Source organism: Lancefieldella parvula DNF00906, assembly GCF_000758945.1.
Lineage (GTDB): Bacteria > Actinomycetota > Coriobacteriia > Coriobacteriales > Atopobiaceae > Lancefieldella > Lancefieldella parvula_C.
The window spans coordinates 1-25,604 of the sequence record NZ_JRND01000014.1; the positions used below are offsets into that span (position 1 = coordinate 1).

Annotated in this window: 18 protein-coding genes and 3 tRNA genes; 5 read left to right on the top strand and 16 right to left on the bottom strand. The window is 46.4% G+C overall.

From position 1 onward, the window contains the following. Positions 1-164: 164 nt before the first annotated feature. The 7 genes from HMPREF1647_RS02200 to HMPREF1647_RS02230 form a co-directional block, all read right to left on the bottom strand. Positions 165-2,054 carry a SpaA isopeptide-forming pilin-related protein gene (locus tag HMPREF1647_RS02200; RefSeq protein WP_035431697.1) on the bottom strand — a complete coding sequence of 630 codons (1,890 nt, stop codon included), beginning with the start codon at positions 2,052-2,054 and terminating at the stop codon, positions 165-167. Positions 2,055-2,290: 236 nt separating this feature from the next. Continuing rightward, positions 2,291-4,555, bottom strand: coding sequence for a glycogen/starch/alpha-glucan phosphorylase (locus HMPREF1647_RS02205; RefSeq protein ID WP_035431699.1), 2,265 nt, complete (start codon positions 4,553-4,555; stop codon positions 2,291-2,293). Beyond that, complete coding sequence (gene malQ, locus HMPREF1647_RS02210; RefSeq protein ID WP_035431701.1) at positions 4,555-6,048, bottom strand: 4-alpha-glucanotransferase; 1,494 nt, start codon at positions 6,046-6,048, stop codon at positions 4,555-4,557. The genes HMPREF1647_RS02205 and malQ overlap by 1 nt, the downstream gene beginning before the upstream one ends. A gap of 61 nt (positions 6,049-6,109) precedes the next feature. Beyond that, positions 6,110-7,303: an ABC transporter ATP-binding protein gene (locus HMPREF1647_RS02215; protein ID WP_035431703.1), complete on the bottom strand. Its 1,194-nt coding sequence runs from the start codon at positions 7,301-7,303 to the stop codon at positions 6,110-6,112. A 49-nt stretch (positions 7,304-7,352) separates the two neighbouring features. After that, positions 7,353-8,192, bottom strand: coding sequence for a carbohydrate ABC transporter permease (locus tag HMPREF1647_RS02220; protein ID WP_035431705.1), 840 nt, complete (start codon positions 8,190-8,192; stop codon positions 7,353-7,355). After that, entirely contained in the window at positions 8,192-9,046 is an 855-nt protein-coding gene (locus tag HMPREF1647_RS02225; protein WP_035428119.1) for a carbohydrate ABC transporter permease, read from the bottom strand. Before HMPREF1647_RS02225 ends, HMPREF1647_RS02220 begins: the two co-directional genes overlap by 1 nt. A gap of 83 nt (positions 9,047-9,129) precedes the next feature. After that, complete coding sequence (locus HMPREF1647_RS02230) at positions 9,130-10,440, bottom strand: ABC transporter substrate-binding protein (protein ID WP_035431707.1); 1,311 nt, start codon at positions 10,438-10,440, stop codon at positions 9,130-9,132. 296 nt (positions 10,441-10,736) lie between these two features. Between HMPREF1647_RS02230 and HMPREF1647_RS02235 the strand changes: the two genes are divergently transcribed. After that, on the top strand, positions 10,737-11,456 hold the full coding sequence (locus HMPREF1647_RS02235; protein ID WP_035431709.1) for a GntR family transcriptional regulator: 720 nt from the start codon (positions 10,737-10,739) through the stop codon (positions 11,454-11,456). A 7-nt stretch (positions 11,457-11,463) separates the two neighbouring features. Here HMPREF1647_RS02235 and HMPREF1647_RS02240 read toward each other — a convergent pair whose 3' ends face one another. Next, the gene (locus tag HMPREF1647_RS02240) at positions 11,464-12,348 is read right to left on the bottom strand and encodes an ABC transporter permease (RefSeq protein ID WP_035431710.1); all 885 of its coding nucleotides are present in this window, start codon (positions 12,346-12,348) and stop codon (positions 11,464-11,466) included. Between the two features lie 173 nt (positions 12,349-12,521). On the opposite strand from HMPREF1647_RS02240, the gene HMPREF1647_RS02245 reads away from it, so the two are divergent. Continuing rightward, positions 12,522-13,451: a diacylglycerol/lipid kinase family protein gene (locus HMPREF1647_RS02245; RefSeq protein WP_035431712.1), complete on the top strand. Its 930-nt coding sequence runs from the start codon at positions 12,522-12,524 to the stop codon at positions 13,449-13,451. Positions 13,452-13,628: 177 nt separating this feature from the next. Here HMPREF1647_RS02245 and ptsP read toward each other — a convergent pair whose 3' ends face one another. From ptsP to HMPREF1647_RS02270, 5 genes are all read right to left on the bottom strand, one after another. Next, positions 13,629-15,332, bottom strand: a complete 1,704-nt coding sequence (ptsP, locus tag HMPREF1647_RS02250) for a phosphoenolpyruvate--protein phosphotransferase (RefSeq protein ID WP_035431714.1) — start codon at positions 15,330-15,332, stop codon at positions 13,629-13,631. Between the two features lie 289 nt (positions 15,333-15,621). Continuing rightward, positions 15,622-16,635: a 1-phosphofructokinase family hexose kinase gene (locus HMPREF1647_RS02255; RefSeq protein WP_035431716.1), complete on the bottom strand. Its 1,014-nt coding sequence runs from the start codon at positions 16,633-16,635 to the stop codon at positions 15,622-15,624. Positions 16,636-16,765: 130 nt separating this feature from the next. Further along, positions 16,766-16,841 (bottom strand) — tRNA-Lys (locus tag HMPREF1647_RS02260). A 15-nt stretch (positions 16,842-16,856) separates the two neighbouring features. After that, positions 16,857-16,932, bottom strand: a tRNA-His gene (locus HMPREF1647_RS02265). Positions 16,933-17,195: 263 nt separating this feature from the next. Continuing rightward, positions 17,196-18,386 carry a MalY/PatB family protein gene (locus tag HMPREF1647_RS02270; protein ID WP_035431718.1) on the bottom strand — a complete coding sequence of 397 codons (1,191 nt, stop codon included), beginning with the start codon at positions 18,384-18,386 and terminating at the stop codon, positions 17,196-17,198. Positions 18,387-18,532: 146 nt separating this feature from the next. Between HMPREF1647_RS02270 and HMPREF1647_RS02275 the strand changes: the two genes are divergently transcribed. After that, positions 18,533-18,609: transfer RNA gene (locus HMPREF1647_RS02275), tRNA-Arg, on the top strand. 531 nt (positions 18,610-19,140) lie between these two features. On the opposite strand, the gene HMPREF1647_RS02285 is transcribed toward HMPREF1647_RS02275, so the two are convergent. The 3 genes from HMPREF1647_RS02285 to HMPREF1647_RS02295 are packed head-to-tail and all read right to left on the bottom strand — an operon-like array spanning position 19,141 to position 22,636. Further along, positions 19,141-20,163, bottom strand: a complete 1,023-nt coding sequence (locus HMPREF1647_RS02285) for an aspartate-semialdehyde dehydrogenase (protein WP_035431722.1) — start codon at positions 20,161-20,163, stop codon at positions 19,141-19,143. A gap of 2 nt (positions 20,164-20,165) precedes the next feature. After that, a complete protein-coding gene (locus tag HMPREF1647_RS02290; protein ID WP_035431724.1) occupies positions 20,166-21,494 on the bottom strand; it encodes an aspartate kinase in 1,329 nt (442 codons plus the stop codon). Between the two features lie 2 nt (positions 21,495-21,496). After that, the gene (locus tag HMPREF1647_RS02295) at positions 21,497-22,636 is read right to left on the bottom strand and encodes a homoserine dehydrogenase (RefSeq protein ID WP_035431726.1); all 1,140 of its coding nucleotides are present in this window, start codon (positions 22,634-22,636) and stop codon (positions 21,497-21,499) included. A gap of 296 nt (positions 22,637-22,932) precedes the next feature. Here HMPREF1647_RS02295 and thrC point away from each other — a divergent pair, with 296 nt between their 5' ends. Together thrC and thrB are read left to right on the top strand one after the other, a co-directional pair. After that, complete coding sequence (thrC, locus tag HMPREF1647_RS02300; protein ID WP_035431728.1) at positions 22,933-24,477, top strand: threonine synthase; 1,545 nt, start codon at positions 22,933-22,935, stop codon at positions 24,475-24,477. Positions 24,478-24,499: 22 nt separating this feature from the next. Beyond that, positions 24,500-25,429, top strand: a complete 930-nt coding sequence (gene thrB / locus HMPREF1647_RS02305; RefSeq protein ID WP_052039096.1) for a homoserine kinase — start codon at positions 24,500-24,502, stop codon at positions 25,427-25,429. The last annotated feature ends 175 nt before the right edge of the window (positions 25,430-25,604 follow it).

Sequence of the window (25,604 nt, forward strand, 5' to 3'; positions counted from 1 at the left end):
GGATTTTTTACCACTTGAGGATATGTTTTGCCTCAAACAGCGTTGATTACACAGACTGCGCAGACCAACGCCCAACTAAGCATCTACCCCACTCTGCTTTACCAGCAAAAAAGAAGGCTGTGCGAAGCACAGCCTTCTTTGCACTTGTGATCTATACGTCAAAACTAACGACGAACCTTTACAGAGTACGCAATACCAGAAGCAATAATACCTGCAGCTGCAAGTGCGCTTGCAATGGACATTGCATCGCCAGTATCTGGCAGGTTAGACCTCTTTTTCTTAGGAGTCTTAGGCTTTGGCTCTGGATTAGGCTCCGGCGTTGGGGTTGGTGTAGGAGTGATTGGCTTATCTGCCGTAGTAACTTCTACAGGAACAATGGTCTGGTCTGCAGCATTGAATGTTGCAAGAGCTACCGTAAATGGAATCTGATTTGCATTGAGTTCATATCCCTCTGGAGATGCAGTCTCAACCAGGTAATAATCGCCTGGCGTCAGATAGAATTTATCTCCATCCTGATAGATACCCTTAGTCAGCAAATCTGCAGTTGCCGCAGTGTTCTGAACCAATGTAGTCAGCTCAGTCTTTGTAAGAACATCTCCGGATGTAAAGGTACCGTCTGCGCCAGTAGTAAGCCCCTCTTTAACCAGTGTGCCATCAGCCTTGTATAGGCTATAGGTTGCACCAGCAACAGGCTTGGAAGCATCGTCAGAGTCAGTCTTCACAAGCTTTAAAGGAGATGGAACTGCACGATACGTGAGGTAATACTGCCTGGTGCGGTTTACAGAACCGTCCGCATTGAAGCCAGGAGCCAAAACGGAATTATCGCAAGGACCAGAGTTATACGTACCAATTGCAAGAGATGTTCCCTCTGGAACGTCGATATCGTTTGCAATATAAACGTAAGAATCACCAGGTCCCGCAGCCTTGATCTCGTCGACTGACTTGCGAACAGTAGTCAGCAACATGTTGGTTGATGGATCGGTCTCAAATTTATTACCGCCAGCAACAGAGTCATCTGCAGTAACGCCAGCATACTCAGGCATATACACGACATGACCCTTTGTGTTGTAACGAGCAGACACCTGACGATCCTCAAACGCTGCAGAAGTTGTATACGTAGCAGCAAGATCATCAAGACCAAGAACGCTTACTGCGCCGTTACCATAAATAGGAAGACCAGCATTTCTTTGTGCAATAGGGTCACTAAGGCCAAGGCCGTTAAGCTGCCTGTACGCAAGGTCATCGACATAGTGATACACAGCTGTTGCGGTATCAATAACTCGCGCAGGATAACGCTTGGTGTATGCGTGAGTGCCTCCCCAAGATTTCTTAATGCCACCCTGAATTCCCAGCTGATAAGACCTATCAGAGATGTTCAATGGCGCGGAGAACTCAATGTACTGACGAGCTGTAACTGGTGCAGTAAATACAGCAGCGGGCTCCTCATATGAATTACCACCCATGATGGACTGGCCATTTACCTTGACAGTAAACATCAAATTGGTCTTTGGACCACCACCCGAAAGAGCACCTGTTGCATCCATTGGCTTGTAGGTATCAACGGCAGCATGAGCCGAGACAGCTACCTTGTGCAGGCCATAACCATTTGGATCGTTCTGTGGGAAGTTGATCAGATTCTCTGCATCGCCGAGAAGGACGTAGTACGCACGAATTTCTCCGCCTTCAGCAATCATCTGCGCAACGGAATATTTAGTTGGATCCATGTCCAGCTTGAGCGCAGTGCCATCAGGCTTTACCCAGTAATAACGCGCGATAACACCTGTACGGTCCTCTCGCGGCTTGGCAGCCTGAGCATTAATCTCTGCCTGAATCTCGGCATCAGAGATAAAATCTGGGAATGGATTTGCCGAGGTATGTGTTCCGTCCAGCGGAGCACCATCCACATCTTCAGAATAAACTGTTGGATCAGCAGCAAATGCCGTGCGTGGAAGGGCAAACGCCAGAATTGCGCCCACAAAAAGCATGCAAATTGCTAAAACCGTAAAGCGAGAAAACCAAGCGCTTCTTACGCTTCTAACAGAAGTACCGTTCATACATCCTTCTTTCAACGTGAAGGGTGAATATTTATGCATATACCATAGCTCATTTCATACATTCTCGTGCAGATGAGGACATATCAATTATCATTTTCGTACATTAAACCGCTAAAGGGACACATTCAAACGGCCTAGACTACTTGTCTAGGCCGCTCGCTTAGATTACTCGTTAAGACTGCATTAGACCGCTGGCTTAGGCTTAAGCAGTGGTTTACTTGTCTGTACTGCTTACATTACTTGTCAGGAGTAAGGTGCCAAATCTCATTGTTATATTCAGCAATAGTCCTATCCGATGAGAACGTTCCTGCCATAGCAATATTTACAAGAGACTTCTGGAGCCACGCTCTCCTATCCTCATAATCATCGAACACGTGCTCTTTTGTTGAAATGTATGCTTCCAAATCAAGCAGCGTCATAAACCAGTCTTTTGAGCACAAGTTTTTGTGGAGACGCTCTAGGCGCTCCTCATTTCCAAGAGAAATAAACTCTGGGCTAATTAAGAAATCAACGAGTGGTTTAATCTGGGGTTTCTTATAAAACTCTTTTGCTTTGTAACCTTTGTGCTCATAAAGGCTTACAACCTCATCACTTGAAGCACCAAACGCGTAGATATTCTCCTTGCCTACCAAGTCGGCAATTTCTACATTTGCACCATCAACTGTGCAAACGGTAACAGCGCCGTTAAGCATGAACTTCATGTTGGAAGTTCCAGAAGCCTCCTTGGAAGCCAGTGAAATCTGCTCAGAGATATCTGCTGCTGGAATAACGTGCTCAGCGGCGGTAACGTTGTAATTCTCGATCATTATCACCTGAAGATATGGTGAAACATCTGCATCGTTTGCAATCAAAGATGAGAGAACAAGAATTGCATGAATGATATCTTGAGCAGCCACGTATGCTGGTGCAGCCTTACCACCAAAAATGACAGTAATAGGATGCTTTGGAAGGTGTCCAGACTTAATATCAAAATATTTCCAAATCAAATAAAGCAATAGCATTTGCTGACGCTTATATTCGTGGAAACGCTTCACCTGGACATCAATAATGGAGTCGGCATTAACTTTTGTATCTTGATTGTCCAGCAAAAACTTGCTCATTCTATCTTTGGCTATATGCTTTATCTCTTGCAGCCTATTAAGAACTTCATCGTTATTCTGATACTCTAAAAGTCCCTCGAGATTACCAGTTGTTCTCCAGCTATCTCCTATCAACGCATCAAGATACTCGGCAAGCTCGGGATTACAACCCATGAGCCAGCGACGGAAAGTGATTCCATTAGTTTTGTTAGAGAATTTCTCTGGGTACAAATCAAAGAATGACTTGAGCTCTGTCTCTTCCAAAATCTTAGTATGAAGCGCTGCAACGCCATTGATGCTAAAGCCGTAATGAATGGCAAGGTTAGCCATGTGAACTTTCTTATCAATGATGACTTGTACACTTGGATCAGCGACGGTACTGCGGATACGCTCGTCAAGTTTTTTGATAATTGAAGCAATCTTTGGAGATACTTCCTCGATAAATTTAAGAGGCCACTTTTCAAGAGCTTCTGCCAAAATTGTATGATTTGTATATGCGACAAGTGAAGAAACAATGGCTACAGACTCTTCAAACGAGATATCGTATTTCTCAGTCAAGATACGAATAAGCTCTGGAATTACCATTGTGGGGTGCGTATCGTTAATCTGAATCACAACATAGTCAGCGAGGTCATGAACATTACTGCCGCGCTCAACCGCCTCTTTAACAATCAACTGTGCAGCATTTGAAACCATAAAATATTGCTGATACACACGAAGAAGCTGACCATCTTCGTCCGAATCGTCGGGATACAAAAAGAGCGTTAGATTCTTTTTTAAAGCAGTCTTATCAAAATCAATAGCGTCATCAGAAACTAGTGATTCATCAATACTTTGCAGGTCAAACAAACGAAGTCTGTTTTTCTTTGTTCGGCCATATCCCAAAACATCAATGGAATAGAGCTCAGATGTCACCGAGAAATCTCTAAATTCCACGGTAAATGATGTCTTCTCGTCTTCAAGCCACCTATTATCAGCAAGCCAAGCATCTGGAACGGCAGTTTGCTGTCTATCTAAAAACTGCTGATGAAAGAGTCCAAAATGATACTTAAGGCCTACACCATCGCCTGGCAGACCAAGTGTTGACATGGAGTCGATAAAGCATGCCGCCAATCGACCAAGACCACCGTTACCAAGTGAAGGCTCAACTTCAAGCTCTTCGATGTCTTCGAGCGAATGGCCTGCTTTAGAAAGCTGCGCTTTTACCTCGTTATAAATTCCCAGATTGATGAGGTTATTTGAAAGCAGCTTGCCAATAAGAAACTCAGCGGAGATGTAATAGAGCCTCTTCTTACCATTATTTAACGGAAGAGCTTCTGACTTACTCTTAACCACTTGAAGCAGTAATTCAAAAACCTGCCTGTCAGTAATTTCAGACAGAGGTTGGTTAAATTGTTGAAGAGACAAAGTGTCTAAGTTCATTACTTCTCCTCTTTGTACACTCTGAAGTACATCTCAGTAATAGTTCTTAAAAAATCTTCTATGTGACGCGTAATGGCTCCTTGCTTCATACGCCAACACCAGTTACCTCCAACAGTGGCTGGAACATTCATACGTGCAGAATCATCTAAGCCGAGAAGATCTTGCATGGTGTGAATACAAGTGTCACTCACAGAAGCTGCAATTCCACGTGAAAGCGCCTCACCAATTGGCTCATCTTTTGAGCGATGAAGGTAAATATCTGCCTGTTCACGCTCTCTATCAGTAGCCTGAGTTTCATACCAACCACGAGCAGTTGGATTATCATGCGTTCCCACATAAGCAATGGAATTTGCAGTGTAATTGTGAGGAAGATCTCTTGAATCATGCTTTCCATCAAATCCGTACTGCAAGATTTTCATTCCTGGGAAACCAGTTTTGTCTCGCATGGCGATAAGCTCTGGTGTAATTAAGCCAAGGTCTTCCGCAATGATTGGAAGCTTACCCAGCTGCTTTTCCAGTTCCTTAAACAGCTCCAAATCTGGCCCTTTAGTCCATTTGCCTTCTGTAGCATTTGCAGCTCCGTAAGGAATCTCCCAATAGGCTTCAAAACCTCTAAAATGATCAATTCTAAGCACATCAAACATCTCAAGATTTGTCTGTACACGCCAAACCCACCATGAATAGTGCGATTTCTTCATATACTCCCAGTTATAAATGGGATTTCCCCAATATTGACCGGTGGAAGAAAATTGATCAGCAGGAGTGCCCGCAACCGTAATAGGTCGTCCTGTTTCATCCGTTTTAAACAGTTCTGGCTGTGCCCACATCTCAACAGAATCGCGCGAGACATAAATGGGAAGATCACCAATTATAAGTACTCCCCTTTTATTGGCATAAGTCTTAACCTTTGCCCATTGAGTAAAGAAGAAATACTGAGTCATCTTGTGATACAAAACTGACTTTTGCAGTTTCTTAATTTCTTTTGCAGTAGTCTCGTTTCTGTGCTGATAAAGTTCTGGCCACTCCCAGTAGGCTTTATGTCCAAACTCTTCCTTTAGAGACATGAACTCCGCATATGGATCAAGCCATTCTGCATGATCATGACAGAACTTCTCAAAATCAGCAGGAACATCTTGCATAAACCTATCAAAGGCACGATTAAGTAAACGACGATGATTTACAAAAAGTGCACCATAATCAACACAAGTATTGCTAGTTCCAAAAGAAATATCTTCAAAGTCATCTGACTTTAAATAGCCAAGTTTCTCAAGATTTTTTAAATCTATATAGTAAGGACTTCCCGCTGCAGCAGAAAAAGACTGATAAGGAGAGTCACCATAACTTGTGGTAGTAAGAGGCAAAACCTGCCAATACCTTTGTTTTGTCCTGACGAGAAAATCAATAAAATCGTAGGCTTCTTTGCCAAACGTGCCAATCCCATATGAATTTGGAAGAGAAGAAACGGCCATAAGTACTCCGCTTGCTCGTCCCATAGTTGCCTCTTTCACAAAAAGAGTACTGGCTTATCTTTTCAAGATAAGCCAGTACAAAGCTTTAATACTTAACTAGATTATCCTGTGTATTCTTATCAAAGAGATGAACAGCATTGTCTTCAAATTTAAACCACACTTCATCTCCAATTTTGAGGTTTCGTTTAGCAAACTCAGTTGCTGGAACGATAAGAACAAAGTTGCCGTCATCAGTATGAACATGAAGATGCACAGTAGAGCCCATAAGCTCGCTTACCTCAAGATTGCCCTTAAAAGCGCCAATTCCATTTGGCTCAGTCAAATAAATTTGCTCGGGTCTAATGCCGACAATGACATCTGTTGCTGGTGCAGCAACCCAAGACTGCGCTAACAGATTAGCCATCTCAGGAGAAATTTCAAATGACATGTTATCTGTCTCCACATGGAACTCATTGTCCACGCGAATAAGATGTGCGTTAAAGAAATTCATTTGAGGCATGCCAATGAAACCAGCAACAAAGAGATTAGCCGGTCTATTAAACACTTCTTGTGGTGTTCCAATTTGCTGAACAAAGCCATCCTTCATAATGACAATGCGATCGCCCAAGGTCATTGCCTCTGTTTGGTCATGTGTAACATAGACAAAGGTTCCATCAACCTTCTGACGAAGCTTAATAATCTCTGTACGCATCTGGTTTCTTAGCTTTGCGTCAAGGTTTGAAAGTGGCTCATCCATCAAGAAGACTTTTGGATCACGAACAATTGCACGACCAATTGCAACACGCTGACGCTGACCACCGGAAAGTGCCTTTGGCTTACGATCAAGATATGCCGTGATGCCTAATGTTTCTGCAGCTGCACGGACTTTTTGATCAATTACTTGTGGGTCAACCTTCTTAAGCTTAAGGGTGAACGCCATGTTGTCATAAACGGTCATATTTGGATACAGCGCATAGCTTTGGAAGACCATTGCGATGTCTCGATCTTTTGGTGCAACATCATTGACAAGCTTTCCATCAATATAAAGCTCGCCAGCAGAAATATCTTCTAGGCCTGCAATCATGCGAAGCGTAGTAGATTTGCCGCAGCCCGAAGGACCAACAAGCACCACAAACTCGTGCTCCTTGATAGTGAGATTGAAGTCTTGAACAGCGACAACACCCTCTTCAGTCACCTCAAGGTTGCTCTTTTTCTGCTCAGTTTTCTTACCAAAGAGAGACTTGCTCTTCTTCTCATTTGGGTAAATCTTTTTTATATTCTTTAAAACGATTTCTGCCATGATAAAAACCTTTCAGAAATGCCTATAGCTTGCTGCAATACATTGAGATTTAGCCTTTTACCGCGCCAGAAATGACACCATTGATGATGTAGCGCTGGCACAGCAAATACATAATGACAATTGGGACAATAACCATCATGATGCAGGCAAACATTGGACCCATCTCTACGCGTCCATATCCACCTCTAAAGTACTGAATCAGAATTGGGATAGTTTGGTATTTGGTTCTATCCAGTACGAGGTATGGAAGCAAATAGTCATTCCAGACCCACATGGTTTCGAGAATACCAACAGAAATATACGTTGGCTTCATAATAGGTAAAACAACATGGAAGAATGTCTGAAGTGGGTTGCAACCATCAATAGTTGCAGCTTCCTCAATCTCAAGAGGAATGGTCTTAACAAATCCAGCAAACATGAATACTGCTAATCCAGCGCCAAAGCCCAAGTAAATGAAGCAAATATTGAAAGGAGTATTAAATCCAAGCGTGTTTGCCATATTGGACAGCGTGAACATAAGCATCTGGAAAGGCACTACCATCGAGAAGACAAACAGGTAGTACAAAATGTTGCTAATGCGATTTTTTACACGAACAATAAACCATGCACACATTGAGCAGCAAACCAAGATCAGTGCTACAGATGTGATGGTAATTACTAGAGAATATCCAAAGGCTGCTAAGAAACCTTGCTTTTCTAAAGCGGCAATGTAGTTAGCAAAGCCTGCAGAGTTCTCTGATGTAACAAAATCAAACGCCGTGGATGTAGTAATAGTTGTTTCTTCTTTGAATGAATTCATCAAGATCATAACCATTGGATAAATCCATGCAAGAGAAAGAATGGTAAAGAATACAGCAAGAATTTTATTAATGATTTTATCGCGCTTCATTATTGCTGCACCTCCCTCGACCTGGTGGCTCTCAGCTGAATCATGACAATACAAATAACTAGAATGCAGAAAATAACAGCTTTAGCCTGGCCGATACCCATCCACTTTGCTCCCTGTCGAGCGTAGAAGGTATTGTAGATATTAAGAGCAAGCATTTCGGTTGCGTGCTTAGGCTCACCTGCAGTAAGTGCTAAGTTCTGATCAAATAATTTAAAGCCATTTGTTACCGTCAAGAAAAGACAAATAGTAATGGTAGACATAAGGTTTGGAATTTTTACCTTCCAAAGTGTCTGCCAAGCATTTGCTCCATCAACTCTCGCTGCTTCAAGATAATCACTTGGGATAGACTGCAGGCCAGCAATATAAATGATCATCATGTAACCAACTTGCTGCCAAAGAGTAAGAAGAATCATTCCCCAGAATCCAGCAGTGCTATTAAGCGCAAGAAGCTGCTCGCCCACAATAGAAAGCGCGCAGTTAATCAAAATATTCCAGATGTATCCCAGAACAATGCCGCCAATAAGATTAGGCATAAAAAAGACAGTTCTAAATGAATTGGTACCCTTAAGGTCTTTTCTAGTTAAGGCAAGCGCAATTGCGAGCGCTAATACATTAATAAGAACTGTTGAGACTAATGCAAATAATGCGGTATACCAAAAAGCATTAGCAAACTGTGGGTCAGAAAACGCTGCTACATAGTTATCTAGACCAACTGGTTTAGCATCGCTAATGGTAATAAATTTACAAAACGAAAGATAAAATCCCTGCACAAACGGAATCATAAAGCCAAACAAAAAAGATAGCGCAGTAGGCAGAACAAATAATGGCCACCACCGCTTCAACATCTTAGCCATAGAGATACCCTCCAATAACAAGAGACGAGAAGAGAGATCTCTCTTCTCGTCTCTCACCAATCAAAGCATTACTAGAAGGACTACTATGCGTTAGCCTCTTTTTCAGTCTTCCAACCGTCAACAAATGCAGACTTAACAGCATCCCAGTCCTCTGTTCCTGCTGCATAGCCCTTAAGTGCACTGGAGAGATTGTTCTTCCACTCCTGAGAAGGAATGTAAATGAAGTCCCAAGCAACAGACTCATTACCCTTCTTTGCATACTCAGCTGCAATGTTTGCAAGAGCATTCTTAGTTGCCTTTGCGTTCTTGAATGGAATGGTGAAGCCCATCTCCTCAGCAATTGCAGTGGTAGCTGTATCAGAAGTTACGCACCAATAGATAAAGTCAAGCGTTGCCTTCTGGGAAGCGTCGTCTGCCTTGGAGCTTACGCACCAATAGTTCTCGCCGCCGGAGCACATACCCTGCTTCTCTTCACCCTTAACACCAATATAAATTGGAATCATACCAAGAGCATCGTCACCAAGCTTCTTGATGTCATTGTATGCCCAGGTACCGTTCTGGTAGAAGACTGCGTCGCCGTTAACAAACTCTGCCACAGCGTCATCACCAGTCTTGCCAGAAAGCTCTGTTGGGCTGCATGTGGCATTGTTGATATAGAGATCAAAAATCTGCTTGTAGTTAGGGAGATACGTTCCCTTAATTTCTTTAGCCTCAGGATTACCAGTATCCTTGAACTCATAGTACAGAGGAAGATTTGCAAGGTGTGTGGTAAAACGCCAGTCAGAACTGGAATCAAGGCCAGCACTGGTAAATGCGCCCTTTACGCCAAGCTCTGCTTTGCGAGCCTGAATATCCTCAACGACCTTCTTCAGTGAGGCAAAGTCCTTGATGTCGTCTCCCTTATAGCCAGCCTTCTCAAGCAGCTTCTTGTTGTAGATAATGCCGTAGTCTTCCTCTACATAGTCAACACCGTAGACAACGCCATCCTCCTGAAGTTTAAGAGCGTCATTGGTGAGCTCATCCAGAATCTTGGCACCCTTTAGGTCAATACAGTAATCCTTTACACCAATAAGACCAGAAGGACCATTTGTCTGGAACAGTGTTGGAGCTACAGAAGCGTCCTTGTTAATCTCAGACTGGAATGTCTGTGCATAGGTATCAGAAGCAGCAGTTACTACCTTTACAGGAACCTTTGTTTCCTCAGTATACTTAGCTGCAAGATCTTTCCACTGCTGATCAGCCTCAGGCTTGTAGTTCAGGAAATAAACTGAACCGTTTGCAGAATCAGACCCTCCCTGCTTTTTGTCGTTATTTCCTCCACAAGCAACAAGACCCAGTGAGCAAAGAGCTGATGCACTTAAGGTGACAAACTGCCTACGATTGATACCGGACATAAGACTCCTCCTTAGAGAGTGCTCCTAACCCTTTGCTAGGTTGCATCTCTTCTCATGATTTTCATAAGCCATGCTTTGACACACGTTCAAAACAATTTTGCTTACGTCTACAAAGTAATAGTATATTAGTACTAGCGAGTTGTTTAAACAACTTACTTCTGAGCGGTATGAAATTATCGGTAAATGGTATGAATGGAATCATTTTATGTAACTTTCATTTTTATAAAGCTACTATCTAATCAAGAGCAATTTTAACATGCAACTCCAACCTTCAACAGCACGTTAAGGAAAATAATATGCCAAGCGCACGGTTTAATACGATTTATCATGATTTAAAAAATAAGATCTTAGACGGGACATATGCGTATGAGTCCTATTTACCAACCGAGATGGAGCTTACTAAGATATATTCCTGCTCCAGAAACACCGTTCGACGTGCGCTCACACTTCTGTCCGATGAAGCTTTTCTTCAGCCTATTCACGGTAGAGGCGTACGCGTTATTTGGCAGAAAAAACCAAGTGAGGTTATTGGCTCATTAGAAGGACTTGAGTCCTTTCAAGAATATGCCCACAGAAACAATCTTGTACCTGAAACAAATGTCATTGTCTTTGAGCACGTTCCTTGCACAGACAGTATTTCTCATCAAACTGGTTTTAAAGCAGGAGAAGAACTTATCCACATTGTTCGAATCCGTAAACTCGACGGATCTTCTCGCCAGATAGACAACGACTACCTTTTAGCATCTGCCGTTGGAAATCTAACCATTGCTGATGCATCAACGTCTATTTATGCATACCTAGAAAACACGCTTCATATGAAAATTCTAAAGAGCAAAAGAACCATCAGTGTTGAGCTGGCAACTGAAGATGACCAGCAACATTTAGAGCTTGGAGATTTTAACTGCGTTGCAGTGGTGGAAAGCCATTCATTCAACTCAAAAGGCGTTATGTTTGGCTTCACACAAACTCGTAGTCATCCAGAAACGTTCTGCTATAAGGTTATTTCAAAAAGATAATCTGCGGTTAAATGTGCAGAATAAATTTCTTCTCTAGTTTATGGAAGACGATATAGCCAATTACGAGGGCAAGAACTGCAGAAACAAGGCAGCCTAAAATGGTGCTTGTTGCAGGAAACTTCTGGAAAAGAAGGCAGTCTCTAATAAATGTTACAAAGTGGAACATTGGATTAAAACGCTCAATCTGAAGCATCCAAGGCGACATGATATTAACGGAGTAAAAGAGCGGTGTACCATACATCCAGGCAGTGGTTACAACGCTCCACAGGTGAATAACGTCTCTAAAAAAGACTGCAAGGGCCGAGAGAAGCATTGCAAGACCGATGCAAAAACAAGCCAGAAGCAGCAAAGCAACAGGTGTGAGCAATGAATAAATTGTCAGCGGAATGCGGAAGACAAGCATAACAATGCCAACAGCAATGAGCGAGAAAAGATAGTTTACAACCGCAAAAAGCACTTTCTGAACAGGGAAAACAACACGATTGATGCGAACCTTCTTAAGCAAGCTAGATGCATCAATAATTGAGCGCATTCCCATAGTGGTTGCATCGTTCATCAGCTGAAACGCTGTGTTACCCAGAATAAGATACAAAGGATAGTTCACAACATCCTCGGCGCGGTTGCCTAAAAAAGTAGAAAAGACAACTGCCATAACGGTCATCATCAAAAGTGGGTTCAAAACTGACCACACAACGCCCAAAATGGAACGGCGATATTTGAGCTTGAAGTCTTTACTTACCAGCTGACGCAAAATGAACTGGTCACGCTGATGTGTTGGATACCATGCATCTCGAGCAGAAACAGCAACAAGACTTGCACTTGCACTATTAGTATTTGCAGAAACTACACTTGTGTCCTGCGCATTATTAGTTTGTGTTGAAGACTCGCTCACGCGCTATCCTTTTCTACCGATTTCTGTATGGTTTATCCTAGCACAGACAGACAAAGCCGTTTAAACTTGAAACGTTGTTGAACTGTTTTCTCCACTATTTTATTTTGATATGTGGTGACAAGACTATTTAGTAACAGCGCGCTCAACAGCAGCGCTTGTAGAAATGGTGCAAAATGTCTCAATCCCCTCTTGGACGCACGCTTATCATTGCTAATCCGGCTGCTCATAGCGGTAAAGGCGCAGCTGGTGCAGAGTTTGCCCGTCATTTCCTTACCAGCTATTCAGCAGCAACGGATGGATACGAACTCAAGCTCACCACAGCTATGGGAGACGCTCGTATCATGGCCGCAGAAGCCGCAGATTTTGACACGGTTGTCGCACTTGGCGGAGATGGCGTCATCCACGAGGTGGTCAACGGCCTCATGACCTTATCGCCAGAGGTGCGTCCAGCGCTTGGCATTATCCCTATGGGCTCGGGAAACGACTATGCACGCACTCTGGGCATGAAAATTAACGACCCCGAAGGCGCATTTGCTCAGCTTGTTCGCGGCAAGGTTAAGCAGCTAGAAATTGGTCGCATCAACGACGTCTACTTCATGGAGACCATGTCGTTTGGACTTGATGCAGCAATTGCAGCCGACACCACAAAACGCCGCGCGAACAACTCTTCTACCGAGGGCGAGGCGCTCTTCTTAACCTCGGGTCTCAAGTTTATGGCTGCAGGTAGCAAGGGTTACCCTTGCACCGTCTCGTTTGATGGCGAGAAGGATATTGATCTTCAAGCGCTTATCATGGCCTTCCAGATTGGCCCTACGTATGGTGGCGGCTTTAAGGTCTGCCCGCATGCGCAGCCTGACGATGGCCTTCTTACCGTCTGCTACAACACTAAAGTGCCTATCATTCCTCACCTGCTAGCTCTGTTTGGCCTGGCTAGAGCCGGTAAACACATCAACTCCCGCATCATTGAGGAGCGTCACCTTAAACATGCAGTAGTGACCTTCCACGAGCCTGTCCCCGTTCAGGTTGATGGCGAGGAACTCCCCTTTGCAGAACAGTTTGTCATTGAGGTTATTCCCGCTGCACTTTCCGTGATTGTTCCCTAGCGCACAGAGCGACTCCTGCGCCGTAGGTCGCGTTTCGAGGCTCGGGCTTTGCCGGTTGCGCATTGCGAGAAGACCGGTCTTCTCGCCAAAAGGTTTAGCATTAAAGAAACAGGGGCACCTGCCAGCGCAGATGCCCCTGAATTTGTATCGTGTAAGCTAAGACTTTACGACTAGAACTTAGCGAGCTTCACGCTCAAGCAGAGCCTTAACCTCAGCTGCGGTATCAAGCTCCATAACGCGAGCAGTGAGCTCATCTGCCTCAGCCTTTGTCCAAGCAGCAATGGTCTTGCGGGTACGCAGGACAGATGGTGCAGAGACGGAGAACTCGTCCAGACCAAAGGAAAGAAGGACTGGGATGAGCAGTGGATCTGCAGCTGCCTCGCCGCACATACCAACCATAATCTTCTCCTTGTTGCCCTCGCCAATGAGGAACTTGAGGGAACGGAGAACGGATGGCTGGTAAACCTCGTAGAGGTAGGCAACGCGATCATTGCCGCGGTCAGCGCACATGGTGTAACCGATAAGGTCGTTGGTACCAATGGAGAAGAAGTCGCACTCACGAGCCAGCTTATCTGCAATCAGAGATGCAGATGGGGTCTCGATCATGGTGCCGACCTCAATGTCCTTATTGTAAGCTACGCCCTCAGCGTCAAGCTCACGCTTGCACTCCTCAATAAGAGCCTTTGCCTCGCGGACCTCGTCAACAGTGGTAACAAGAGGAAGCATAATCTTGATGTCGCCAAATGCGGATGCGCGGAGAAGAGCGCGGAGCTGAACCTTGTACTGTTCAGCATTGTTGAGGCAGTAACGGATAGCGCGGAAGCCCATGAATGGGTTCTCCTCAGCCTTCATGTTGAGGTAAGGAATCTCCTTATCGCCACCAACATCAAGAGTGCGGATGATGACAGGCTTATCCTTCATGCGAAGAGCAACCTTCTGGTAAGCAGCAAACTGCTCTTCCTCGCTTGGAAGCTCCTTTGCGTCCATGAACAGGAACTCGGAGCGGAACAGACCAATGCCCTCAGCGTCAGCGTCAACTGCGCCGTTGGCGTCATCTGGGTTGCCGATGTTAGCAACAAGCAGAACCTTAATACCGTCAGCAGTTACGGTTTCCTTGCCGCGATAAGCCTCAAGAGCGGCCTTTTCTGCAGCATAAGCCTCAGCCTGAGCCTTGTACTCGGCAAGCTCAGCCTCAGAAGGATTGACAACAACCTTGCCGTTGGTGCCATCAACAACAATAGCGTTGCCAGTTGCAACCTCAGAAGTGATGTTTGGGACAGAAAGAACTGCAGGAATCTCAAGAGCACGAGCAATGATTGCGGAGTGAGAAGTACGACCACCAGTCTCGGTAACAATACCTGCTACGTGGTCCTTATCGATGTCTGCGGTCATTGAAGGAGTCAGCTCATGGCAGACAATGACGGAGTTCTCTGGAAGTGTGGAGAGATCAACAACCTCTTTACCAAGAAGGTCAGCGAGAAGACCGGTCTTTACGTCAGCAACGTCTGCAGCGCGCTCACGGAAGAGCTCATCCTCCATGCCCAGGAACATGTTGTAGTACATGTCGTATGCGTCACTTACAGCCTGCTCAACGCAGGTGCCACCGTCAATTGCACCGTTAACAGCCTCTTTGATGCCCTCATCCTCAGCAAACTCAATGTGAGCACCCATAATTGCAGCAGCTTCCTCGCCCACCGTCTTGGTCATGCGCTCAATCTGCGCATTTGTCTGTGCGATGAACTTAGTTACAGCCTCTGCATAGCGAGCCTTCTCTGCAGCTGTGTCTTTAACAGTGTGCGGAGTAAAAGTGAGGTCTGGATCTACGGCAACCTGAGCAGTACCGATTCCGATTCCGTTTGACGCATTGACTCCCTCAAACATACTTGCTCCTATCATTGTCCGCTTAGCGGTGCGTATAGTTCTGCATGACTGCCCAAAAGGACAACAGTCGCAGAGTCAAACCTATCTTTGTACAGAGTAACATTTTTTTGACCTGTTACGTTGTGAGTATCTTTAAATAAATTTCAATAAAAAACACTTGGCGAGAAAATCCTTCTTGCCAAGTGTTTGTACGTTCATGATAGTAAAGACACTCTGTTTACTCCACGCGGTAAGAGTGCACCATCTGAGAGTTTCTCGCCAAAAGAACTATGCATTCTAGCTGCGATTACTACTCAGAATCTGCAAGCCAAGAAGACTTAGCCTCGCGGCTCTCCTCTTTCTGGCGAGCAAGCTGAATCTCTTCTGCGATAGAAGCAGGCATTTCTCGGCCCATCTTCTTGTAAAGAGCGGTGACAACGCGATCAATGGTTGCGCGCTTTGCGATTCCTCGACTTGCTGCAGTTGCAGTACCACAAGCTGAAGCGTAAATAAGCGCGGTGTCGTAATCGTAGCCAGCAGTAGTCTTTGCAAGGAAGCCTGCGACCATGGAGTCACCAGCGCCAGTTGCGTTAACCAGGCGAATCTTAGCGGTTGGAACAATGTGCTCGGTTCCGTACTCGTCCAGAAGCAGAGAGCCTGCGCCACCACAAGAAACGATAACGTTGCGAGCACCGCCATCCTGGAGTTTCTTTGCAAATGGAATGCACTCTTCTGGGGTCTCTGGATTGGCATCAAAGATACGGCCAACCTCGTGGTTGTTAGGCTTGATCAGGAATGGCTGAGCCTTAATGGCCTCCATAAGCAGCTGACCAGGAGCGTCAACAACAAACTGAATACCGCGACCTGCAAGCTGAGCCATAAGACGAGTATAGATATCCTCTGGAAGTGAGCTTGGAATAGATCCCGTAAGAACCAGGGTGTCACCTGCGCCAACAACATCCATGCGCTCCAGCAGCTCATCAACCTTTTTCTCTGGAATGCGTGGACCATTGCCGTTGACCATGGTCATAACAATGCCGTTGAGCTTGACATTGATGCGAGTAAAGCCAGAATCCAGCTTGACAAAGTTACTTGGAATTCCCTGACGCTGCAGGTCACTGAGCAGGTATTCACCAGTAAAGCCACCAACAATACCCATGGCAACGGTGACTTTATCAAGCTCATTTAAGAGAGTGGAGACGTTAATACCATTACCACCGCAGTGCAACTCTTCTGAGGAGGAGCGGTTGGTAAAGCCCATGTCCAATGTGTTTGGATGCATGACATAGTCAAGCGCGGGATTAAGCGTCATTGTGTAAATCACGGCGAGTCCTCCGAACTACAATAAAATCATGGAGACTTCAGTATGACGCAATCACTCTCAACAAACAATTAGAATCTAGCGACTCACAAAAAATAAAAACCCCGACGCAAGCCGGGGTTTGAAATTTAAATGGTGGATCGTCAGGGGTTCGAACCCTGGACCTTGGGATTAAGAGTCCCCTGCTCTACCAGCTGAGCTAACGATCCAATTAACGTTTCGAATGGGGTGGGAAAAGGGGCTCGAACCCTCGACCTACGGAGCCACAGTCCGTCGCTCTGCCAACTGAGCTACTCCCACCATTTGGCCACCTCATGAAACGCAGCTAAATCATTATTACAGAATCAGAAAAAGATGCAAGCGAGAAACGCAGATTTTTCGAACTCTTTTTTGATTTTCTTAGAAATCTGCCGGTGCAACGGGTTTCTCGCCAAACAAAATGCGGAGAAGAACGAGCTTCTCCGCAGGTGATTTCATGCGCTAAACGCGCAGGTATATGGCGGTATGGCAGTGGTGCGGTGTCAAGAAACCGCAATCAATTCGCTTAAAGCCGCAGACTGTGTCTAGAAACCGTGAGCCGTAAGTGCTGCATCCAGGCGATCCAGCGCTTCTTCAATCTCGACACGAGGGGCTGCCAAATTCCAACGCTTGAAGCCCTGGGCTGCCTCGCCAAAGAAGACTCCGTCGGTGAAGAAAATCTGGGCCTCAAACTGCAACAGGTGGTCGAGCTCTTCTGGAGTAAGGCCAAGGTCCCTGAAGTCGAGCCACTGGAGGTAGGTTCCCGTGATTGGTGCAAGCTTCACCCGAGGGTGCTTGGCGGCGAAGAAGTCCAGGACCAATTTCTGGTTATCGTCAACAGCCTTGATGCATGCGTCCAGCCATGCCCCACCCTTGCTATAAGCCAGCTCACAGGCCTTGAAGCTGATTGGATTGCATGAGGTGGTCTCTCGGGTCTGCAGGCGCATCTCGAGGCGGCTGCGCAGTTCTGGATTGCTCACGATGATGTTGCTGAACTGCGTGCCAGCCAGGTTGAAACTCTTTGAAGCAGAAGTGCAGGTAATGGTACGCGCTGCGACTTCATCAGAAATTGTTTCAAAGACAGTATGCGTAGAGCCTGGCATGATGAGGTCGTGGTGGATTTCGTCAGCGACCACGATGAGGTTGTGCTTAACCGCAATCTCTGCGATGCGCGTGAGCTCTTCTTTGGTCCACACGCGACCGCTTGGATTGTGGGGTGAACACAGGATGACCATGGTGTTCTTTGGCTCGGCAGCAAGTTTCTCAAGCAGGTCAAAGTCAATGTCGTAGTGAGGACCCTCTGACAGGACAAGCGGGCACTCTACCAGCGCACGGTTATTCTCCTCAACTGCCATGTAGAACGGATGGTAGACAGGGGTAAACAGGATGACACCCTCGTCTTGCTGGGTGAACTCGGCAACAGATGCAAAGAGCGCAGGCACCACACCTGAAGAGTTGAGCAGCCACTCTGGTTTTACATCCCAGTTGTGGCGGGTCTTCATCCACTTGCACACAGCTTGCTTCATCTGATTGGTTGGCACGGAATAGCCAAGGATTGCGTCATTGATGTATTCCTTGAGGCCCTCAACAATCTCTGGGGCCGTGTGATACTCCATATCAGCAACAGAAAAAGGTGGAATACCAGGAGCTACATCAGGATTAACGTCATACATGACGTTCCATTTTCTAGAACCAGTACCAGCGCGATCAACGCGTGATTCAAAATCGTAAGACATAGTGTCTCCATTCACGTAAGCCTGTAATCAGTGTAGCTGCTTTTAGTGTAGCTACTTTTCTTTTCCTTTGTCATTCTTCTGATAAGAAAATCTTTGATGGCACGACGTATTTGCAATCCTTATTGCTATAATGAACGACGCTATATGTCTCCTTAGCTCAGCTGGATAGAGCGTCGGTCTTCTAAACCGCAGGTCGCGCGTTCGAATCGCGCAGGAGGCACCAAAAACCCAAGGTAGATGGCTTGCTGTCTACCTTTTTTATTTAATTTTTTTACAAGTGCACCCTTTTTGCCCCCAAACTGTATGGCTACTGTAAAAGTAGAATACCTGTTCGAATAAAAGTTTTAACTATCTAGATAGGCGATTTTTGCATAAACACTTGCCAATATGCAGGAAAACTAATCAAGAAATTGATATGTCTAACTAGAGGTACTGTTTTGGGTAAAAAACCCGTTTAGTTGGGGATAATTTTTGGACTTCGGAGTTTTGGCTCTTACGTTTTTCCAGTTCAGAAATTTTGTGATAATTTCCGTAATTTTGTCCACGTAAAATTGCTGGTAGAGAGCTTGCATAAAATTCGAGCATTTTTGGATACTCCAACTAAACGCATTTTTTACCACTTTGCCGCCGAATGGCACTCTATCGCTGAAAAATTTCACTCAGACGCACAAAAATACCCGTTCGATTCCACGAAATAGAATCGAACGGGTACTTGGTCAACGAAAATGATGCAAGCGAGGCTGTACCTCAGATATTACAACAGGTACTCTGCAATCTGGACAGCGTTTGTTGCGGCACCCTTCCTAATCTGGTCTCCGCAACAGAAGAATGTCAGCGCATGAGTATCTTTATCAGCGGAAAGATCCTCGCGAATACGACCAACATAGATAAGGTCCTGGTCAGAAGTATCAAGAGGCATTGGGTACTGAAGCTCTGCTGGGTTGTCTACAACCTTGATTCCTGGAGCATCCTCAAGAATAGCGCGAGCCTCATCTGGACTCAAAGGACGCTCAAACTCAACAGTGATGGACTCAGAGTGTGAGCGCATCGTTGGAACTCGGACACAGGTACAGTTAACGCGCAGCTCAGGAAGGTGCATGATCTTGCGACCCTCGTTTTGCATCTTCATTTCCTCGGAAGTGTAGCCAACCTCGTCAAAGCCGCCAATCTGTGGAATCAGGTTAACTGCCAGCTGGTATGCAAAAGGAGCGGTCTCGGTTACTTCCCTACCTGCAACAACGTCAGCCATCTGATTCTTCAGGCTGGTGAGACCAGGAAGACCAGCGCCTGATGCAGCCTGATAGGTAGAAGCAATAATACGCTTTGCACCTGCTGCCTTATGTAAAGGATACAGAGGTACCAAGCCAATAATGGTTGCACAGTTTGGGTTAGAAATGATGCCGTTATGGTTCTTGATATCCTCAGCGTTAATCTCTGGGATTACCAGCGGAACGTTTGGGTCCATTCTAAATGCATGGGAGTTGTCAACGCAGACGCATCCACGCTTGACTGCTTTAGGGAGCAGCTCTTTTGCCTGCTCGTCGCCAGCTGCGCCAAGGACAATATCTACACCCTCAAAAGCCTCTGGTGTTGCTTCGCGAATTACAATCTGCTGGCCAGCAAATTCGATAGTTTTACCAGCGCTTCGAGCGGATGCCAGAAGCACCAGCTCCTTGATAGGAAAATTACGCTCTTCAAGGCACTGCATCATCTGGGCACCAACAACGCCGGTAGCACCAAGAATTGCAACAACCTTACCGTTTGGATCAAAAGCCATAGTTACCTCGAAACCATTTCGTCACGAACAAATCCGTTATAAATGACGCCAATTGTGCGATCAAAGTCGGCATTATCGACGCCCACAATAATACTAATCTCTTCCGAGCTCTGCGTAATCATGCGAATGTTGACGCCCGCATTGCCCAGCGCGCCAAAGATCTTACCAGAGGTGCCGGAACGCCTAGACATATTACGACCAACAACAGAAACAAGAGCTAAGCGGTCTACCATCGTAATGTCATCAGGTTCAATCTCGCGACGAATATCGCTGATGATGGAATAAACCGTATCCTTTACGTCGGAGGCATTTACCACAATACCAAACGAATCAACGCCTGTTGGAATGTGCTCCACAGAGACGCCATAGCGCTCAACAATATTGAGTGCGCGGCTGATGACGCCAACCTCGTTGGACATGTGAGCCTTCTTAACGTGAATAGCCAAGAAGTCCTTCTTGCCTGCAATACCGGTGATAAGGTGCTCGCTAACATCACCCTCTGCGGTCTCGCGGATAACCGTGCCCGTGTCTTCTGGACGGTTGGTGTTCTTAATCTGGATTGGAATATTTGCCTCACGAACAGGGAAAATTGCCTCCTCCTGAAGAACGGAAGCGCCCATGTAAGAAAGCTCGCGCATCTCGTCAAAGGTAATACGGCCAATAGCGCGTGGATTCTGAACAATGCGAGGATCAGCAGACAGGAAGCCGGAAACGTCAGTCCAGTTCTCGTACAAATCTGCGTCTAAGCAGCGAGCAACAATAGCGCCGGTAATATCGCCACCACCACGCTGGAACAGCTTAATTGCGCCGTCAACGGTAGCGCCATAGAAACCAGGCAGCACAAACGAGCCGCTGCGAGCAACAACTTCCTTAAGCCTAGAAGCGGTGCGCTCCATATCAATGGTGCCGTCATGATGGAACAGCATGACGTCGGCGGCATCAACAAAAGGCAGGCCAAGGTACTCGGCAAGAATCTGGCAGGTAAACCACTCGCCCCTACTTACTACATACTCTGGCGAGAAGGACTTGATGTTTGAAGCGAACTTCTCAAACTCCTCAGCAACAGGCCACGCAACTCCTAGCTGATCAGCAATCTCCACAAAGCGAGCCTCGATGTCTGCAAGTAAAGACGTGCAATCAACGTGATACTCAATGTGAGCATTTACCAGCAGCAGAAGATCAGTAATCTTGTTATCAGTCGAATGGCGCTTTCCCGCTGCAGACGAAACAATAAAGCGTCTATCAGGGTCAGCTTCAACAATAGCTTTAACTTTTTTGAACTGCTCTGCAGAAGCAACACTTGAGCCGCCAAATTTTGCGATTTTGATCATTTCTAATTCCTCTTTTCAAGTGCAGCCATAAAGGTTGTAGGGTCTTGCGAAAGTGCGCTGGTAAGAAGCTCACGGGCCTTCTCGGCACTTAGATTTTTAACCAACTGAGCGCCTGGCTCCCAGAACGTACCGCCCGGGACATCCGCCTGCGTCCTAAACACGTAATCAGAAACAAGCAGCTCAGGATTATACGAAAGACCTGCCGAGAAGGTCTGCTGACCCCCAGCAGGAGCCGCGGCACAGTCAATAATATCCTGCACGACGGCGTTTGCCGTTGGGTCGCCACCGGCACCCTGACCGTAAAACTTGAGCTCGCCAATGGTATTTCCCACGGCAGTTGCAACGTTAAAGTTAGTTGGAACGTTAGCCTCTATGGTTGAGAGCGAAACCGCAACTGGCTCAACAGCTACCGCATACGATGAACCGTCAGAAACACCACGACCAAAGAGCTTGATTGTCATATCGTGACTGCCAAACATGGCAAGATCGCGCTTAGTTAAGTTTCTGATACCAGACATAGGAATCTGGTCTGTGCAGATTACGTCGAAGGCGATAGATGCAGAAATCATAGTCTTAGAGCGAACATCAATGCCGTCGATATCGCTTGACGGGTCTCGCTCGGCGTAACCCAGCTCCTGAGCCTTGCTCAGAACCTCAGCAAAGTCCGTTCCGTCTTTGAGCATGGAATAGACAATGTAGTTGGTGGTTCCATTCATGATTCCCCAGAACGAAGAAATCTCGTCAATACGACGAACTTTCTGAATTCCTGCTATCCAAGGAATGCCACCGCACACGCATGCTTCGATCTTGAGGTTGACACCCGCTTCAGCGGCAAGTGTCATAAACTCCTCAAAATGAGCAGATACCACGGCTTTATTTGAGGTGACTACATTTTTCTTAGCAGTCAGCGCAGCTTTGATGTATTCATAGGCTGGCGTGAGGCCACCCATGCACTCAACAACGGTATCGAGCGCAGGGTCAGACAAGAGCGCATCAAAATCAGATGTTGCCCGAGGGTCAACGTGCTCTTTACCAGCTCTAACCAAGATGGACGTCAGGTTAACGTCAGAAACGCGCTCATCAAGAATGCGCGCAACTGAAGCGCCAACCGTTCCAAATCCAAGTAGGGCAACGTTTTGCATATAACTCCAAATCTAGCAGTCATTTTGCGAGAAAACCGATTGTCTGCAAGACTAATTGCAGAGCAAGGACAACCACACGCAAAAGTGACTGCACTGATAACAATCTCATAGACAAAAACTACCAAAAACCTAGACAGAATCTAATCGACAGTTTTTCTCGTCTTCATAATGCTATGAACAATTCTATGTTACAAGCGACATTTACTTCTCACTGTTAAAATAATAGAAACGCAACACGCGAGACGCGCAATTTGCACGCGCACAACACGCGACACGTTCTAAAGATTGGTGGTTTCATGGCCGTCGCATATCACAGCACAAGAAGCTCTGACCATACCGTTTTGGCTAAACAAGCCATTTTGCAGGGAATTGCTCCCGACGGCGGCCTTTATATCCAAGATTCAATTGACGAGAAACCCCTCGATCTTGCAAAGGTTTGTTCTCAGGGCTTTAAAGCTACTGCTTTCGATGTGCTTTCTGCTCTGCTGGACGACTACTCTGCTGAAGAGCTGACTCGCTGTATTGAGGGAGCGTATGGCTCTCAGTGGGACACCCAGGCTATCACGCCTGTTTCTGCTATCGGAGAAGACTGGCTGCTTGAGCTCTTCCATGGTCCAACGTCGGCTTTCAAAGACGTTGCGCTTCAGATGCTCCCCCGCCTGATGAGTGTTGCTCGCGAGGACGCGGACGTAGCTGGTGCTGTCGACGCTAAGGGTGCTGCGGGCGTGGCTGCCACCGCCGGCAAGAACATCATGATTGTGACCGCTACCTCCGGAGACACTGGTAAAGCTGCACTTGAGGGCTTCAAAGACGTACCTGGCATGGGCATCACCGTCTTTTACCCTGAAGGCAAGGTTTCTGATATTCAACGCCTGCAGATGGTGACTCAAAAAGGTTCTAACGTAGCTGTTTGCGCAGTTAAGGGAAACTTCGACGACGCTCAAAACGCAGCTAAAGCAATCTTTGCTAACAAGGAATTGGCACATGAGTTGGCCGGTAAGGACACAGTACTTTCCAGCGCAAACTCCATCAATATTGGTCGTTTAGCCCCACAGGTAACCTACTACTTTGACGCATATGCCCAGCTTGTTGCCAAGGGTGCCATCACTCAGGGTCAAAAAGTTACTTTCTGCGTGCCAACCGGCAACTTTGGCGACGTCCTCGCAGGTTACTTTGCAAAAGAGATGGGACTTCCTGTTGAGCGCCTCATTGTGGCTTCTAACAGCAATAAGGTGCTGACTGATTTCTTGGAAACAGGCGTCTATGATCGCAGGCGTGCATTTGAAAAGACTATCTCTCCGTCGATGGACATTCTGGTTTCATCAAACCTTGAACGACTCCTCTATCTTGCGTCCGGCAAAGACACCGAGCTTGTCAGCTATCTGATGAACAAGCTGGTAACCAAGGGTATCTACACGGTTCCTGCTCAGGTGATGGACACCATCTGCGAAACCTTTGATGCTGGCTTTGCCACCGATGACCAGACGCGTGAGACTATCCGTTCTACCTGGGAGAATTGTCGTGTGCTGATTGACCCTCACACAGCCGTCGCAAAACACGTGCTTGACAGGGTTTCTCGCCAGGCGGGTAACGTGCGCGTTTGTCTGTCTACTGCTAGCCCGTATAAGTTCTCGTCCGACGTGCTTGCCGCGCTAGGCCACTCGACCGCTGGCCTGGATGACTTTGCATGCATGCATACGCTCGCCGAAATCACGGACACTAATCCGCCAATCCAGCTTTCATCGCTGAATGATAACGTTATCATTCATACTGACGTTCGCGAGAAGGAACAACTTGCTTCGTACGTTTCCGAAGCATGCGGGCGTATTTTTGCTTGTTAGACTCTGAGAAAGCAGGTTCTACATGCTCGACAACACCATCTTGACCGTATCTGTACCTGCTACCTCTGCAAACATTGGCGTCGGCTACGATACGCTGGGTCTTGCGTTTAACCTGCGCGCAAAAATTACGTTTAGGGAATCTCCTACGCTCATTATTGACGGCTGTCCCGAGCAGTTCAGAAACGATGACAACCTTGTATGGACATCTTATGTTCGAGCCTGCGAAAAGCTGGGCGAAGAGCCTACTCCTAAGCACATCACTATCGACTCGCCTATTCCGCTTTCTGGTGGACTTGGCTCAAGTTCTACCTGTGTAATTGCTGGTATTGCAGCCGCAATGACTGAGTCTCATGGTGGCTGGGATCCTGAGCGTGCGCTCGACTTTGCCTGTCATTTTGAGGGCCATCCAGATAATGTTGCTCCTGCAATTTACGGTGGCCTGACCTCGTCATTTGTTGAGGGCGGGCATACCATTTGTACTCGAAGGCTCGTAGCGCGCGGACTTTCTTTTGTTGCAATTGCACCGCCGTACACGGTCAACACCGAAGACGCGCGCAAGGTGGTTCCGCAGAATGTCTCACTTGAAACGGCCGTTTACCAGATGGGACGCACCGTTGCTGTCACTCACGCACTTGAAACAGGCAATGGAGGTCTTTTGGCAGCTGCCTGCAACGACAAACTCCATGAGCCCTACCGCAAGGAGCTCATTCCTGATTACGAAGAGCTCAAACAGGTAGCTAAGCTTGCTCGTGCTTGCGCCTTTGTTATCTCGGGCTCAGGTTCCACCATGGTTGCCATCTGCGACTCCCCTGTTACTGCTCGCGCTGTTGCCGAGAATGCCAAGCAGGTCAGAGGCGATCTCTGGATTCAGATTCTTGAACCAGCACTTCTGGGTACCGTCCTTACCTTGGACGACGGTCAGCAACACCACAACACTTTCGACGAAATCTAACGTGACAACTGCGCTCGGTCAATGCGTGTACTAACAAGTACGCCTGCGACAACACGGGTTTCTCGCCAGGTGCGCCTGAAAAGTGTAAAGAATCTGTATTTGAGGCACAGATTCTTTGATGAAATCAGGCAAATCCACCGATTCTTTTACGTATTTAGGCAAAAGTTACAGATTC

What these genes read in the sequence shown, in the direction of transcription:
- HMPREF1647_RS02200 (WP_035431697.1), bottom strand. Translation starts at nt 2,054, where the DNA reads ATGAACGGTACTTCTGTTAGAAGCGTAAGAAGCGCTTGGTTTTCTCGC.
- HMPREF1647_RS02205 (WP_035431699.1), bottom strand. Translation starts at nt 4,555, where the DNA reads ATGAACTTAGACACTTTGTCTCTTCAACAATTTAACCAACCTCTGTCT.
- malQ (WP_035431701.1), bottom strand. Translation starts at nt 6,048, where the DNA reads ATGGGACGAGCAAGCGGAGTACTTATGGCCGTTTCTTCTCTTCCAAAT.
- HMPREF1647_RS02215 (WP_035431703.1), bottom strand. Translation starts at nt 7,303, where the DNA reads ATGGCAGAAATCGTTTTAAAGAATATAAAAAAGATTTACCCAAATGAG.
- HMPREF1647_RS02220 (WP_035431705.1), bottom strand. Translation starts at nt 8,192, where the DNA reads ATGAAGCGCGATAAAATCATTAATAAAATTCTTGCTGTATTCTTTACC.
- HMPREF1647_RS02225 (WP_035428119.1), bottom strand. Translation starts at nt 9,046, where the DNA reads ATGGCTAAGATGTTGAAGCGGTGGTGGCCATTATTTGTTCTGCCTACT.
- HMPREF1647_RS02230 (WP_035431707.1), bottom strand. Translation starts at nt 10,440, where the DNA reads ATGTCCGGTATCAATCGTAGGCAGTTTGTCACCTTAAGTGCATCAGCT.
- HMPREF1647_RS02235 (WP_035431709.1), top strand. Translation starts at nt 10,737, where the DNA reads ATGCCAAGCGCACGGTTTAATACGATTTATCATGATTTAAAAAATAAG.
- HMPREF1647_RS02245 (WP_035431712.1), top strand. Translation starts at nt 12,522, where the DNA reads ATGTCTCAATCCCCTCTTGGACGCACGCTTATCATTGCTAATCCGGCT.
- ptsP (WP_035431714.1), bottom strand. Translation starts at nt 15,332, where the DNA reads ATGTTTGAGGGAGTCAATGCGTCAAACGGAATCGGAATCGGTACTGCT.
- HMPREF1647_RS02270 (WP_035431718.1), bottom strand. Translation starts at nt 18,386, where the DNA reads ATGTCTTACGATTTTGAATCACGCGTTGATCGCGCTGGTACTGGTTCT.
- HMPREF1647_RS02285 (WP_035431722.1), bottom strand. Translation starts at nt 20,163, where the DNA reads ATGGCTTTTGATCCAAACGGTAAGGTTGTTGCAATTCTTGGTGCTACC.
- HMPREF1647_RS02290 (WP_035431724.1), bottom strand. Translation starts at nt 21,494, where the DNA reads ATGATCAAAATCGCAAAATTTGGCGGCTCAAGTGTTGCTTCTGCAGAG.
- HMPREF1647_RS02295 (WP_035431726.1), bottom strand. Translation starts at nt 22,636, where the DNA reads ATGCAAAACGTTGCCCTACTTGGATTTGGAACGGTTGGCGCTTCAGTT.
- thrC (WP_035431728.1), top strand. Translation starts at nt 22,933, where the DNA reads ATGGCCGTCGCATATCACAGCACAAGAAGCTCTGACCATACCGTTTTG.
- thrB (WP_052039096.1), top strand. Translation starts at nt 24,500, where the DNA reads ATGCTCGACAACACCATCTTGACCGTATCTGTACCTGCTACCTCTGCA.